The 16,906-nt window shown below is 61.9% G+C and carries 1 protein-coding gene; it reads left to right on the forward strand.

What is annotated here, in order from left to right; genetic code table 11:
- The first annotated feature begins 144 nt into the window (after positions 1 to 144).
- Positions 145 to 16,905, forward strand: a complete 16,761-nt coding sequence (locus ISN75_RS10225) for a LysM peptidoglycan-binding domain-containing protein (RefSeq protein ID WP_343821154.1) — start codon at positions 145 to 147, stop codon at positions 16,903 to 16,905.
- Position 16,906 lies beyond the last annotated feature (1 nt).

A 16,906-nucleotide genomic window follows, 5' to 3' on the forward strand; every position in this document is an offset into this window, starting at 1 on the left:
CAAGCTCCGTCCGACAAAATCGGCTTCGCTGTTTTGCGAAGCTAATTCGCATCCAGCCCTAAACTTTTTCCCCAACTCCTGGATTGACCTTGTAGTGGACGCAAGAAATCGCGTCCTCCTCAATGTTTTATCCGGGAGATACGCATGGTCGCTGTCATCGCAGGGAATGGGCTGGGCCTCACCAACACGTCGCTGAGCCAACTGGGCCAGACGCAAGGCGGAGCCGCTTCGCTGGGGCAGGCCCATGGCATGCAGTACGCGAATATCGCGTCCGGCAACCTGGTGTTGCAGGGACAGGACGAATCGCTGCTGTTCGACGGCACGCCGCTGAACTTCCTGCGGACATACAACAGCCAGCAGGCGAGCAACCACGGCTGGCTGCTCGGCTTCACGCGCCATGTCGGCGGATTGAGCGGCACGCTCAATGCGGCCGGCAGCACGGTGACACGCACGGACGACGACGGCTCCGCCGTCGCCTACGCCTACGACGCTACGCTTGGCGCCTATGTCAGCACCGGACAGAGCGGCTCCGAAGACCGCCTGGCCTGGGACGCCGGCACGTCCACCTGGACCTGGACCGACAGCGCGCACAGCCTGCAGGAAACCTACGACAGCAATGGCCAGCTGCAGAAACTGACCAATACGCAGACTGGCGCGAGCTACAGCTTCAGCTATACCGGCGGCCGCTTGTCGCAGATCGCCGCCGACGATGGCGACACCCTCACGCTTTCCTACAACGACGCCGGCCAGCTCACCGGCCTTTCCATCACCGAGATCCCGCCGGGCCAGACGACGGCGGTGACGCGGCAACAGGTGATTTACGCGTACGACACGCAGGGACGCCTGAGCACCGTCACCACCACGCTGGCATCGGATACCAACAGCGCCGGCACCGGCAGCTACACCACCACCTATACGTACGACGGCAGCAGCGATCGCATCGCCTCCGTCACGCAGAGCGATGGCACGGTGGCGAGCTACACCTATGTGCAGGATGCGAACGGCGTCTATCGCCTTGCCAGCGCCACCACGGGCACCGGCGCCGCGGCGCAGACGGTGAATATCGGCTACGACCTGGGCGGCGACGTCACCACGGTGACGAATGGGCTGGGGCAGGTGTGGAGCTACGGCTACGACGCCTCGGGCCGCCTCGTGCAGGTGAAGGAGCCGGCGGTCAACGGCGCGAATCCGACGACGCAGTACAGCTATGACGCCAACGGCAACCTGCTGCAGTCGATCGATGCCAATGGGGCGTCGACGCGGTACAGCTATGACGCGGACGGGAATCTGCTGAGCGTGGTGGATGCGACGGGGCATACCGTCGGCTACACCTATAACGCGGATGGGAAGGTGCTTACCAAGACCACGTATGCGGTGGCGGCGCAGGGAACGGTGGGGCAGCCGGGGTATGTGGCGGCGAGCGGGGCGCAGACGACGTATTACGTTTATGACGCCAGTGATCGGCTGTGTTTTGTGGTCGATCCGGTAGGGGCGGTGACGGAGCAGGATTATTCGACGATTGCGTCGGGGGCGAGTGTGGTCAGTGCTGTGCGGACCTATCTGGGGGCGCAGTATGACGTGACGTCGCTGACGACGGGCACGCCTCCTGTCCTGGCCGATCTGCAGGCCTGGGTGGCCAGCGGTGCGGTGCAAGCAACGCTCGCAAAAACCACGCTTACTCAATACGCCTACGACGTTCGCGGATTGCTCGCTTCGAGCACGGCTTGGGGAGCGGTAAATAGCGATGGCAGCGGTATTACTGCCGGCCTGGTCGGCTACAGCTCGGTTTTCACTGAGTATGTTTACGATGCAAGCGGTCGCCTGCTACAGGTCATCCGAAGAACCGAGCCGGATCGCAATACTCTGACGCTCACCAGCAGTTACGCATATGACGGTTTGGGGCGCCTGATCAGCACTGCGGATTCCGCGGGAATCACCACCTACGCATATGCGGACAGCCTGAGCACCGTGGTCATTACCCAGGCCAACGGCCTGGCGACGACCGAGCTTAGAAACAGCAGAGGTCAGCTGATCAGCCAAACTCAGGCTGCCGCTGGAAACGCTTCGCGTATCACTTCGTATCTCTATGACGCCGCAGGCCAGCCTGTCGCCGCCATCGATCCCGCGGGAAGGGCTGTCTTCACCTTCTATGACGCAGACGGACTGGCGAGCGGAGTAGTGGATGCCGCTGGCGCGGTGACGCAATACCTGCGGGATAACGACGGACGAATCGTTCGTGCAATTGCCTACGCGACCACGATCAACATCGCCGGATGGATCAGCGCCGGGGCATTGACAGCAGCGAAACCCGAGGCATTGCCGCTGCCTGCGGCGAGCGCTGAAGATCGAGTTGCCGATTCGGTCTACGACGAAGCCGGAAGGCTCGTGGCGACTATCGACGCCGCGGGTAATGTCATAACGAAAACCTACGATGGCGCGGGCAATGTGCTGGCTAGCAAGGCTTACGCTACTTCCTTGACCGCGACGCAGCGGAGCGTCCTCGCGACACCGGTGACATGGTCGGCGCTGCATGCGGCCATGGTGGACAGCAGTGGCGATCGCCTGACGCAGACGGTCTATGACGTAGGCAATCGCGCAGTTGCGACCATTGATGCATCGGGATACGTGACGACCACAAGTTACGATAATGCAGGCAACCCGACTCTCCTCACGACTTATGCGACGCCTTTGACAGCGGGTCAGCGCGCAGCACTTGGTGGGGCCCCGGCACTTTCAGCTATCCAGGCCGCCGTGCCGGCCAGCAATTCGGACCAAGTGACGCACCAATACTACGATCGGCAGAATCGCTTGATCGGTGTGATCGATGCGGGCGGCTACCTGACGGTTTATGCCCATCTTGAGACGACATTTATACCGGGTTACACCACGCGCTTCTTGGAGCTGAAGGGTTCAGCACCGCTTACTTCCGATCAGATCGCGAATATTCCGAGCTTTACGGATTTCCTCACCTTGAACAGTTACAGGCAAGGTGAAAGCAAAGTTGTGCATCGTTATTACGATGCAAGTAATCGTCTGGTGGAGATGGACTACGTCTACGGCTCGGCTTCCACGAAGGTGACTTATTCGTACGACGGAGCGGGAAATTTACTTAATACACATTCGACGTCCTCGGTTTGGCAAGGCAATAATCTCGTAGTTACGAATGACAGCACCCGCACCGCGACTTATGACGCCTATGGCGATGTGCTGACGGCAACCGACGGTACCGGCGCTGTCACTACGAATGCGTATAACGCGGATGGCCAATTGGTGCAGACCACCGATGGCCAGGGCAACAGCATCTGGTACTACTACGACGACGCTGGGCGCCTGGCTTATCGCGTGCATGGCCAGTCGAGCGGCGGAACCCCGAATTTGCTGGGCAGCGTCACTGCGTACAGCTACAACGCTTTTGGCGAGGCAACTTCAACCACGGCCTATGCCAGTCAGCTGAGCTTGATTACCGGGGGCTCGGGAACCGGGGCCGAACTCAATGCGGGCAGTGCGACGCTGGCCCAGGTGGCTGATGCGGTTGCCGCGTTGCCGAACGCCGCTGGCGATGCCAATAACCATATCGCGACGGTGTATACCGCCAATGGGCAGGTGGCCTCGACCACCGATGGCGACGGCTACGTCATTGCCAATGAGTACGACGCCTTCGGCGATCTGGTAAAGGTCACCAGCCAGCTGAGCAACCCGGGCAGCACGCCCAGCGCAAGCAATAGCTCAATTACGCAGTATCGCTATGACCAGCGCGGGCAGCGCGTCAGCGAAACGGACGACGCCGGAGGCACTGCATCCCAGACTTCTCAAGTGGCTTACGACGCGTTCGGCCGGGTGATCAGCCGCACCGATGCACGTGGGCAGACGATCAGCTACAGCTACGATGTCTCGTCTCGCCAGGTTGTAACCAGTCAGGTCGTCGACGGCCAGCTCCGCACGACCCAGGCGAACTACGATCGCTACGACCGGGTGGTGAAGCAGATCGACGCCGCCGGTGGCGTCACCACCTATCAGTACAACGACTCAGGCCTGGTAACCACCATCACGACGCCCGCTGGCGTCGTTACCCAGATCACCAAGGATATGCTCGGCAATACGCTGAGTACGGCAGACAGTGCCGGTAATACCACGACTTACACCTACGACGACGAAAACCGGCTGCTGACCACCAAGGATGCGGCCGGAAAAATCACCACCAACACCTATGACGCGAATGGCCATCTGAGCACGGTCGTCGATGCCACTGGCCACAAGGTCGCCTACATATACGATGCCGATGGACGCTTGCTCAGCGAAACCGTCGACCCGGCAGGCCTTGCGCTCACCACTTCCAATCTCTATGACGGCGAAGGTCGCCTGCTCAGCACGACGAGCCCGGCCGGTACGATCACCAGCTACACTTACGATGCCGATGGCAACGTCCTGAGCAAGACGGAGGGATCCCAGTCTGGTGGTTCCGCACTCGTCACGGCATATACGTACGACGGCGCCGGCCACGTATTGACCACCACGGTGGCTGGCGGCACCGATGCAGCCAGCACAACCAAGTACGTCTACGACAACCTTGGCCGGTTGACCCGGAAGATCGTGGATCCGACAGGACTCCAGATCACCACCACGTACGCTTACGACGCCAACGACAACCTCGTCGCATCGACCGACGGCAACGGCGCCACGACGTACACGATCTACAACGAAGCCAACGAAGCCGTCTTCACCATCACCCCGGCAGGCCAGCCGGGTTCGGCCATGGGGGCGGTAACCCAGCAGTCGTATGACGCCAACGGCCGCGTAGTAGCCACGCACGCCTATGGCGCCTTGGTCAGCACCGCGGCTCTCGCGGCACTGGCTGCCGGAACGACCGCTTCCAATATGGCGCTCGGTGCCACACTGGCTGCCGCCGCGGCGACCGGCGCAGACCATGTCTCCTATGTGGTCTATGACGCGGACGGCCACGTGCGCTTCGCCATCGATCCACTGGGAAATGTGGCCGAGACGCGCTACAACACGCTTGGCCAGGTCGGCGCGAAGCTGGCGTACGCAACTCCGATAGCACCAAGTGCAGCCTTGAAGCTCGCCCTGAGCGAAGGAACGGCCCAGATCGCCGATGTGCAGGCCGCGCTGACGGCAGCGGGCGACGCCGATGTCAACGCACACGCCACCTATACGTACTACGACGCGAACGGCCGTGTGGTCTATTCCATCACCGTAGCGGAAGGCTACGGCGTGACGGGCGGGCACATTACACAGTTCGCTTACGACGCGGCGGGACGCGTCGTAAAGCAAACATCGTACGGTACGCTGCTTGAAACCCAGTACTTCGGAGGCACGGCGACTACTTCGTCGCTCGACTTCATCGTTCCACGCACGCAGACGCCCCTTTCCACCAGCACCACGCAGTATGTCTACGACCAGGCGGGCCGCCAGGTCGCCGTGGTGGATCCGCTCGGCAATGCGTCTTACACGTTCTATGACGCGGCCGGAAATGTGGCAGCGACGGTGGATGCAGCAGGTGCCGTCATCACCTATACGCGGGACGACCTTGGCCGCGCTATCAATCAGACCGGTTACGCCACGACGATCAGTACCAGCGGCTGGCTGGCTAATGGTGTCGTCAGCGTCAACCTCCAGTCGGTGCTGCCGACGGCAAAGCCTCTGCTTGATCGCGTGGTGACCACCACCTACGACGCGGCGGGCCGTGTCCAGACGGTCACTGATGGATATTCCGTGGGAAGCGGCACCTGGCAATACGACGAAAATAATGACCCTTCTACCCAGTCCAGCGGCTACACCAATGGCTCGGTTACTTCGTACTACTACGATGCGGCCGGCCGCCTGGTTCAACAGATGGCGATCGATCGCGGCGGCAACGCGAATCCGAGAGTTAACAGCTACTACTATGACGCCAATGGTCGCTTGACCGGGGCGCTGGATGCCGATTGGTACCTGACCACCAATGAGTACGATGCGGCAGGCCATCTCGTCGGTACACATGCGTACGCGTTGCAGGCGGATACTGAAACGAATGCCGACGTACTGCAGAACCTGATCATCCAGCCCAGCGACGACGACCGCTCCACCAAGAGGTACTTCGATGCCTTCGGCCAGGTGGTTGGTGAGTTCGACGGCGAGTATTTCACGCAGTACACCTATGACCTCGATGGCCAGCAGCTGACGCAACAGCGCTATAACCGCTCCGTGCGTGGACTTGCCGACGACAGCCTGGCCGGCGTGATGGCAGCTCTGGTCGGCGCCTCATCCCGCTCCAGTAGCCGCACCTATGATGCGTACGGCCAATTGGCCACCGAGCAGAACGAAGAGGGTACCGTCACCCGCTACAGCTACGACCTGGCCGGGCGGCTGAAGTCGACGACCGTGGCCGACGGTACGGCTGACGCCCGAACGGTCACGCTGGTCCGTTGGGGTTCAGGCAATATTCTGTCGCAGACCGATGGAGCCGGCATCGAGACGCGCTATGAGTACGATCTGGCGGGTCACCAGACCTTGGCTACCGACGCGCTTGGCAATCGCACGTGGTACGTCTATGACGCAGCAGGTCGACGCAATTACACGGTCCATAGTATGGAAAGTGACGTCGACGGCTTGATGGGTGAGGTCGTCGAAACGGACTACAACGCTTTCGGCGAGATTTCTGCGTCGATTGTATATTCGTCTCGCTTTTCAATGGCGGACGGGTATCCTCCGACGATCGCGAAACTGCAGGCATTCAAGTCCGCCGAGCTGGCTAGCGACAATCCCGACCAGATCACCCTGTATGTCCGCGACGGGCTGGGCAACCTGGTCGAAGTCATCTCGGGCGATCAATATTCCGTCACTTACTCCTATAACGGCGTCGGTGACAGCCATACGGCCACTGTCGCCTATGACGGCAATGGCGACGAGCACGTCTACCTCTACCAATACAACGGCTTCGGCGAGCGCATCTGGGCCAGCGACCAGTTCGACTCCCGGATTTCCCATTACGAATACAACGCAAGAGGGCTGCTGATCAGCCGGTCCGATGGCGTCGAAGGCAATGGCTGGAGCGTTTCAGATCGCTACAGCTCCGATCCTGGCCTGAGCAATGTGGCATTCGACTATGACGCGTTTGGTGAACTCATCTCCGCCACGGATGGCAACGAAGTCACTACCACCTACACCTACGATCATCTCGGCCACCGCATAAGCCAGGCCCAAAGCGTGGATGGTCTCCAGCGCGAGACGCATACGGACTACGACGCCTACGACCGCGTCATCGCCGAAACGAGCGCCATGGGCCGGGTGACCACCTATACCTACGACGATGCCCTGCGCAGCGTCGTGGTCACGGCACCCGGCAATGTCGTCACCAGCACGACCCGCAATCGCGAAGGGCAGGTTGTGTCTTCCACCAGCGCCGCCGGCTACACCACGACGTATCGATACGACGGTGCCGGACGGCTGCTGGAGACGGACAACCCCGACGGCAGCGTGGCGACCAACAGCTACGACGGCGATGGCCGCCTGGTGCGCACCGTCGATGCGGCTGGCCACGTCACCACATATACCTACGACGACGCTGGACGAGTGGTGGTGAAGACGGTCGATCCCGATGGCCTGAACCTGCGCGTCGTCAGCACCTATGACGGCGCAGGTTTGAAGATTGCCGAAACGGACGCCAGCGGTGTTCTCACCACCTACGCCTACGATGGCAACGGCAAGCTGGCGGTGATGATCCAGGACCCGGGGGCGGGTACCGATCATCTGAATCTGCGCACGGAGTATTACTACAACGCCGCCAATGACATCACTACTGTATGGCGCGGGGGATCGCAGGTTTTGTCGGGGCAGGGCAACACTCAGTACAACTACGATGCGCTGGGGCGTGCGACCGAGACTTACCCCGATACCGGCGGCAGGAACGACGTATCCACCACGTACGACGCCAATGGGAATGTCACTTCCCAGGGCACTTCTTTCGATGGCTACAACCCTTACTTCATCTACAACGAAGCCAATCAGCTCATCTACCAAGTCGACCCCGTTGGAGACAAAACCTTCGGCGGCGAAGGAATCCAGCCCCCATACGGCCTGGTGACCCAGAGAAGCTACAACGCCGATGGCCAGCTTGTGTCCATCCGGCGCTACAAGAATCTCCTTCCTTCCTATCAATACGATTCGACCACGCCTCGCCAGCCACAGCTGGCGACGAGCGATGACGATTCCGTTTCCTACCTGGTCTATAACACCGCCGGCCAACTGCAGTTCACCATCGACCCGAGCGGCATGGTGACGGAGCTCCGCTACAACGCCGCCGGGCAGGTGACGGAAACGATCGTCTACGGCACGGCCCTGCACCCGGCAGGTGCTCTTGCCAGTGCACTGGCCGCTGGAACGGCTACGTCCGCGGATGTCGCGACAGCCCTCCAGTCCGCGGGGGCGAGCGAGTCCACCGCCCAGGTGACGTACACCTACTACGACGCGATGGGTCGGGTGCGCTTCTCCGCACAGGCGGTTTCCAGCAGTGAGGCCTCCGTCATCGAGCATCGATACGATGGCGATGGCAACGCCATCGAAGATATCGCCTACGGAGCCTTGCTGCCGCTCTCGGCGTTCAACGCCGGCACCAGTGCAGACGCTGTGGCACAGCTCGTGGCGACGAGCGGCGCGCATATCACCCGCCATGTTTACGATGGCGCCGGACGGGAGGCCTATGGCATCGATGCCAATGGCTACGTCACCGAAAAGCGCTACGACGGCGATGGGCGGCTGGCCTGGACGCTGACCTACGCCAACGCCATCGCGCCCTCCACATGGGATGCGAGCGGAGTGAGTGCGGCTGTCGCGCAGGCCAACCCGGGTGCATCGGATGTCCGGGCCAGCGGCCTGGTCTACGACGCAGCCGGCAACGTGATCAAGACGCTGGATTCACTGTCCGGCTCGGTAAGCGGCACCTATACCTATGACACACGGGGCCTCAAGACCTCCTTTACCAATAAGGACGGCCAGACCTGGCTCTATCAATACGACAGCAGCGGAAACCTCATTCAGCAGACGAGTCCATCCGTCGTGGTCGGGCGTATCGTCGATGGCCAATACACCATGGACTGGCGCCCCATCGTCACCACGTACGAGTACGACGCAGATGGCTTTCTCACACGGTCCACGGTGGATGACGGCCAGTATGCGGCGCGTTACCTCCAGTACAACAACGACTATCAAGGCCATAGCGTACTGACCGTCGACCAGTCCCCTGCGAATATCTACAACCCAACCACTCACGCCGTAGACGAAACGTCCACCAGTCAGTGGACCTACGCCACCTACGACGACAACAGCCATCTGCTGGTCACCAAGGATGCCGCGGGCCGCCACACCTATGCGATCTACACGGCCGACGACCGCCTGGCTTACACCGTCGACGCGAGCGGCTATGTCACTGGCTACCAGTACGACGTCCATGGCAACCAGACTGTCGTAACGCGCTACGCCAATGCGCTCGATCTTCAGGCAATGTCGGAGGGCGCCTGGTCCGCCGACAATCCGCTCACCCTCTCTCAGCTGCAGTCCGAGCTCACCACGTCTTCGGACGACCGCTCCATCGTCACCACCTACGACCGCCTCGGTCGCAAGGTTGCCGTCACCCAGCCCGCGGTGACATACACCAGGAGCGACGGCAGCACCGCCACCGGCTCGCCGGTCACCACGTACACCTACGACGCCTACGGCAATCTCTCGAGCCAGTCGACCCTGGTGGAGGGCGATCCCGCCTCCGGGGACGCGGTATGGGCGACCACGTTCAATTACTACGACGCGCTCGGCCACAAGACCGTTTCGGTCGATCCTCAGGGCTACGTCACCAGCTGGACCTACGACGCGTACGGCGATGCCGTATCGACCACCGAGTGGGCGACACCCATCGCCACGGCCGGCCTGGTGGCTGGCGGTGCGCCGCCCGCGTTGCCCGGCGCATCGGGCGCCGATCGCACCTCGACCTGCACCTACAACAGCCTGGGCCAGAAGAGCAGCGAATCGGTCCTGCGGACTTACGTCGATGCCAGCGGCGCCACGGTCCATGGTTTCGTGACCACCAGCTACGTCTACGACGGCGAAGGCCGGGTCATGATGACGACGCAGGGCGGGCGTACGATCACCACGCAATACGATGCGCTGGGGCGGATCCTGCTGGTGAGCAGCCCGCAGGAAAAGGTGCTGGTGTCGAACTGGCAGGCCTTGCTGGCGGCGAATCCTGCGCTGGATCTGACCAGCGATTCGCTGTACATCAACACCTCGCAGTGGGTGACCTATAACTACGACGCCTTCGGCAATCGTCTGCTGACGATGCAGGCTTCCATGAACGGAAGCCAGACCTTGATGACGTATTCCCGCTACGACGGGCAGGGGCACGCTACGGCGACCTTGACCGTGGGCTCGGGCGAGCTGGTCGACTGGTCTTCCAGCAAGGCCAGGTACATGACCTATGACAACGCCGGCCATCTGCGGCAGACGTTCTGGACGCAGGATGGCAACGACGGCAGCACCACCCATATCGTTTCGACCAGCACCTACGATCTGGACGACCATCTGCTGTCGACCAGCGTGCAGCGCATTGGCGCCCTCGCGCCGGATCTCGCCACCTCGACGGCCTACAACGCCTTCGGCGAAGCGATCGGCACCGGCGATGGCGTCACGCTGAACGGCATTACCGTCTATGACGAGGCGGGTCGCGCGGTAACGGTGACCGACCCGAAGACGGGCGTAGTGCACACCTACGGCTATAACCTCGCCGGCCAGCTCATCACCGACACCGTGCCGCTCACTGGCGGCACGGGCACGGCGACAACGTTCTACACCCGTGACCTGGACGGCCGCGCCACTGCCGTACAAGCTCCCAGCAACAGCGCCGCCAGCGGCAGCAATGCCGCGCTTGCCGCCAGCTACGACCGCTGGGGCAATGTCGTCAGTTCCACCGATGCAACGGGTCAGACCACGACCTATACCTATAGCGAACGCAATCAGGTCCTCACCCAAACGGGGGCGGCGGTTGCGGTGGTGGACGCTCACGGCAACAGCACCACCACCACCACGGTGAAGACGTCAGGTTATGACGTCGATGGCAATCTGACGCTGTCGATCGACGAGAACGGCAACACTTCCCGCACCATCTACGATGCAGTCGGCCAGGTGGTGAAGACGGTCGATGGCACCGGCGCGGCCTCGTACACCGCGTATGACCTCTACGGCCGCGAGGTGGCTGAGCAGAGCGGTACCGGCCATATCACTTTCAAGAATCTCGACAATCTCGGCCGCACGGTGCAGCAGGGCGACTTCGAGCTGTCGGCCGACGGCACTACGCGTTCTGCGGTATGGCAGCAGGCCTACGTGCTGGATCAAGCCGGCAATCGCCTGATCAGCTACGACGGCCTGGGTGCCGCCTATCTGCAGACAGGCGATGCGACCAATGCGGCGAAGCACGCCAACTACTACGGCTACGACAGCCAGGGCCGGGTGATCTGGAGCCAGGATGCGGCGCAGCGCGCCGCCAGCCAGGCCAATCAGCATGGCGGGGTCGGCCAGGCGTGGACGCAGCAGCCGACCAATCCGAATTTCAGCGATGGCTTGAACGGTTGGCAGGCGGATCCAGGCTGGTCTTCGGTGGGCTCGACCGCCTGCTTCTCGGGCCAGACCGCCAGCGGCGCCGGCGCGATGACCAACTTGAATCGCGTGCCGGTGGTGCCCGGGCAGACGGTCACCGCCCGTGGCCAGTTCCAGGTGATCGGCGAACATGGCGGCGGAGCGGTCCAGATCCTCTGGTTCGACGCCAACGGCAATTTCATCAGCGCGCCTTACAACAACGACATCCTTTCCGCGGGGCGGGGCATCGGCTATTCCACGCAGACGGCGACGGCTCCGGCGGGCGCGGCCTGGATGGGATTCGGGATCAACGCGATCAACTACAACATCGCCAGCAGCGTCTATTGCTACGGCGTGTCGATGGATTACGTGCCCCCGGCCGGCGCCATCATGCTCGCGCCGGATGGCCAGCTGGTGGTGAGCCTGCCCAATGGCACCTTCACGCCGCAGCCGACCAATCCGGATTTCGAGAACGGCGACAGCGGCTGGGACAAGGGAGCCGGCTGGTCCATCCATACGCAGGACAACACCTCCAACGGTTCCTGGGTCGGCGGTTATGGCGGCAATGGCAGCGGCTACATGGTCAACCGCGACCATGTACCGGTCACGGCGGGGCAGACCATTTCCGCGTCGGTGCAGGTGTCGCTATACCTGTCTCCTTCCGGCGCCGCTGCTGCGGGTGCGGTGGCCATCCAGTGGTTCGATGCATCCGGCAACCTGATCAGCACTAGCCAGGGCAACCTCATAAGCACGGATCGCCGCGGTGCCTGGAAGAACTCCTCCGTCACGGCGTCGGCACCTCCGGGCGCGGCTTATGCGGCATTGGCCGTTTTTGGCTATGCCAACGGCATCGGCGCGGCCTCCTTCGACGCGGCGGTGTGGAACTATCAGTACGTCCCGCAGGTACCCACGGGCGTCATCCAGAACACCTTCGTGTACGACCGCAGCGGCAACCTGATCAGCCAGATCAATGCCAATGGCGACAGCGAGACCTGGGACCGCGATGCCTACGGCCGCGTCGTCCATCACGTGGACATGAGCGGCGCCGCTTACAACTACAGCTACGACCAGTCCAGCGGCCTGTTGCTGGGCGAGAGCGACAACTGGTCACCGACGCCGCAGAACGCATCGGTGCCGCCTTACGTCACCGCCGCCACTTCACCCAACAGCTCCACCAACACCTACTACGCCAACGGCCAGCTCGCCACCCAGACCTTCGCCGACGGCTCGGTCTACAGCTACAGCTACGACGCCAACGGCAACCAGACGCGGCAGGAGGTCGTCACCAAGGACGGCAACGGCAAGTCGATCCACACGGTGACGCAGACCACCTACGACAGCCACAACCGCATCAGCCACGTGGTAGTGACGGACGTGCTCACCAGCACCACCACGCTGGACGAAACCTATCGCTACGACGCTGCGGGCAACCGCCGCGAGGTGACGGCCACCAGCGGCAGCACCACGGTCGATGCCTGGTACACCTACGATGGCGTCAACCGCGTGCAGGTGTCGGCAGGTGCGCTGCAGAACGGCAATATCGTCGTCACTGCATCTTCGTCTTCTTATGCGCTTGGCTATGACGCGGTGGGCAATGTGGTCACGCGTACCACGGTGAACGCGGCTGGCCACACGCTGGTGCAGAGCTCGCACTACGACGACCGCAACGAAATGGTGCGCGCGGACTATGCGGTGGACATCACCGCCGGCGGCAGCTTCAACGGCATCGCGGAGACGCGCAGCTACGACGCGGCCGGGCACGTGCTGGTGATCAACCAGTTCTATGCGCTGGGCACCACGCTGGATCAGCGCCCGAACACCAAGGGCGATCCGGATGACATCGACGGTAACACCGGCACTGGTGCGGATGTGGGCGGCAGGCTTTCCGGCGCTACGGTCAGCCGGTACGACTCCGTCGGCCGCCTGGCCGAGCAGCAGAACTTTACGCGCCTCAGCGGCTGGGACGGCTCGGGCACGGACAACCTGCCCACCACCTTGCCGGGCCCGGACGACACCACGTATGGTGGCCTGACGCTCGACAATGCGGTGGTCTATGCCGGCGCCAATGCCTCGGCCGGTTACGACGCGATGGGCAATGTCGTGTCGTACCAGTACCGCGATGCGGGCGGACGCGTCGACCAGTACACCATCACCTATCTGCGCAAGGACAGCTACCTGGAGGCCGCCACTACCGGCCAGAACATCTCCAATACGCCGAACGTACGTCCGACCACGGACGAGAGCTATTACGACAGCCGCGGCAACCGCGTGGCCATCGCGCAGCACACGCAATATGCCGGCGGCACGGTGCGGGATACGGTGCGGGTGTTCGGGTATGACGGGAATGGGCAGATCGTCAGTCGCCGGGATGGCACGGCCAATGGTTCGACCATTGATCAGGGGGCGAATCCGGGGCATCAGAACCAGCACTTCGTGTATGTGATGGGCGAGCAGGTGGCCCAGTACGACGAAGGTGGCACCTTGAATGTGCTGGATCGGGTTACTGCGTTCAGTAGTAGCGAGGGTGGCCCGGGCGGGTATGTGGTGCAGGCGGGGGATACGCTTAAGAGCATTGCGCAGGCGGTCTATGGCAACGCCAGTCTCTGGTATGTCATTGCTCAAGCGAACGCCATGAGTAGCGACAATGACTTGAGCATTGGCCAGGATCTGACGATTCCGGTGGTGAGCACGAACGTCAATGATGCGACGACGTTCAAGCCGTACAACCCGAGTGATATCACGGGCAGCACCACACCGAGTCTGCCGACGATCGCGCCGCCGCCGCCGCCGAGTCAGCATCATTGCAATGCGTTGGCGATGATCGTAGTGATTGCGGTGGTGGTGATCGTGACGTACTACGCCGGTCCCCAGGTCAGTAGTTTTCTGTATGAGCAGCTGGCTGCCGCCGGCGTGGAAGTGACCGCAACGACGGCGGCGGCGGTATCGGTGGCCTCGGCCGCGGCGGCAGCGGCCGCCGGCAACGCGGCCGGTCAGATTGCCGGCGATATCACCGGCGTCCATCAGGGCTTCAGCTGGGGCGAGGTCGGGCAAAGCGCGTTGAGTGCGGCGGCGACGGCGGGCGTGACTTCTGGATTGCAGGGCAGTACGGCGTTCACCGCTGGCGTGGACAGCGCGGGGCAGCCGGTGTTGAACGGCTGGGGGCAAGCACTGCAGGGGGCGGGGAGCTATGCCGATGATGTGATTGCTTCGAAGATCACGGGCCAGCCGACGCATTTCAGCTGGGCGGGGCTGGTGTCCAACAGTCTTGCGAATCGAACGAGCGGCGCGCTGGGCGACACCGTGGCCAGTATGGGGATCAATCAATACGGCGATAGCGATTATCTGCAGCGACTTGAATCGCGTGCCCTTGGCGATGTGGTGCGGAAAGTGACGGGGTCCGCGCTGGGGGACAACCATGTGCCGAGCTGGCAGCAGATCGGTGAGGATGTGGCGGGCAATGCGTTAGCCATGGGGGTGACGTCCGAGTTCCCGTTGCGCGCGCAGGCGGATGAGCCGTCAGGGGCGTCCCGTCAGCAGGTTTCGGTCGGAGGTGCTTATGACCCGATGAATCCGCTGTCGAGGTGGAATGGTCAAGGTGGGCAAAGTGGCCTTGCCATTGGCCTGCCTACGCAAGTCGCGGCTTATGACTCCATGAATCCCCTCACTCTATGGAACTCTCAGGCCGGACAGGACGAGCTCGCTTATGAGTTGCGAGCACAGAGCGCGATGGATGACTCTCCTCAGGTTGCGGCCGTGGATGAACGTTATGCACAAGCAGCGCCTGGGAATGGCTATGGCGTGACGAATACCGCGCTTGTGGCAAATCAAGTACGCACGTCTGAAGGCGCCATTGCCTACTCCGCCATGCACCTGAATGGTTCGTCGGGTCCATACGTGAACTTCCTGGAGACGCCGGACGGCTCGTGGGTGGGTGCTGGTGGTCCGGCTATGCCGGCAGAGTCTGGTAACTATGCGTTTGACGGACTAAGTCGGGATAACTACACCTGGTTCACCGGAACGCCGGATTGGAGTGGGGCTTCGAGCGTGGCTTGGAAGGGGGTTCCTTATGCCATGCCGGCGATAAGCGAGCTTGAGGGGGTAAGCGTGACGGCTGATGTGTCGGATACCTTCCTGGGATCCGGCGATCCGGTCAGCCTGCAAGCTGCTTTGGGCACGGAACCGCAAGTCGGAGCCATGCCCATGCCTGGCGTGGCGTTCCAGTGGTCGAATCTGGTGTCCAGCCTGACGGGTCGCAGCGAGGAGCCGAGCTTTAGGGCGACTCCCTATACGCCCTGGAACGCGATGTACGACAACGCGGAGGTGATGGCTCATAGTACGCCGCGAGATGCAAATGGTGTTCCCGTAGTGGCCATGCCCGGGTTAACTGCCGCACCTGGAGTCCTCAAGAGGTTGGGAGACTATTGGGCGGCGCTGACGGCAGAAGACAATGGCGTGACGTTGCAGGGGATCAATCCGTTTACCCAAGGATCCCGCATGGGTATGGAGGTGAAGAACGACCGCTTGGAGCTGGGCGTGAGTGTGGTCACGGCGCCCGTCTTTGGCTTAGAGAGCGCCGGGCAGGTGGCTGTAAGGGAAGTATTGGCGGAGAGTGTTCTTTCAGCACGTGGGCCATGGTTCTCGTCGTCGATGAGTCTGTCGGAAAGGCAGGCGGAACTGGCGACGGTGGATACCTGGATGGCCAGGCCTGAGGGGGCGTGGCAGTTTGATTTTGCGGAAGACTCGGCTCAGAGGATTACAATTCGAAGTGTTCCAAACACGATTGCTGATGCTGGCAACGCCGAAGCGATTGGTCGTACTGGTTTCCAAATGAACCCTTCTGGGCCGACTACCCTTTTTGCGCGTGATCCAGTTGACATCGCCGCCCAGCAACGCTTGAACGTTATAGACGGAGATAGAGCAGCGTATGCGCCCGGCGAAGCTGGGGCAGCAGCTGAGATGGAAAACTATTTGGGTGGAACTTTGGAGCGCGCCCCAAGCGGCACGAGTGCCGACTACCTGGTGACGTCAGGGGACTTCTCTGGGGCCCGTATTGATTTCAAGCTTACGCCAGATAGCTTTGCTCAGGCCGATAAGATCAATATGTATTTTGATAAGACATTCCCAAAGTTCTCTCAATCGTTTGCCGATAAGCTTGCCGCGCCTAACGGCGTTGATATGATGCCGTTTGATACCCGCTTCTTAACGCCGACGAACCGGGGGACGTTGTTTGATTTCGTGAACAATCTTCCTGTGTCTTCTCAGAAAAAAGTCATCTATTTGGTGCATTGAA

The sequence above is a fragment of the Dyella marensis genome (assembly GCF_049532885.1).
GTDB lineage: Bacteria > Pseudomonadota > Gammaproteobacteria > Xanthomonadales > Rhodanobacteraceae > Dyella_D > Dyella_D marensis.

Excerpts from the sequence above, each read along its gene's own strand:
- ISN75_RS10225 (WP_343821154.1), top strand. The coding sequence starts at position 145 with ATGGTCGCTGTCATCGCAGGGAATGGGCTGGGCCTCACCAACACGTCG.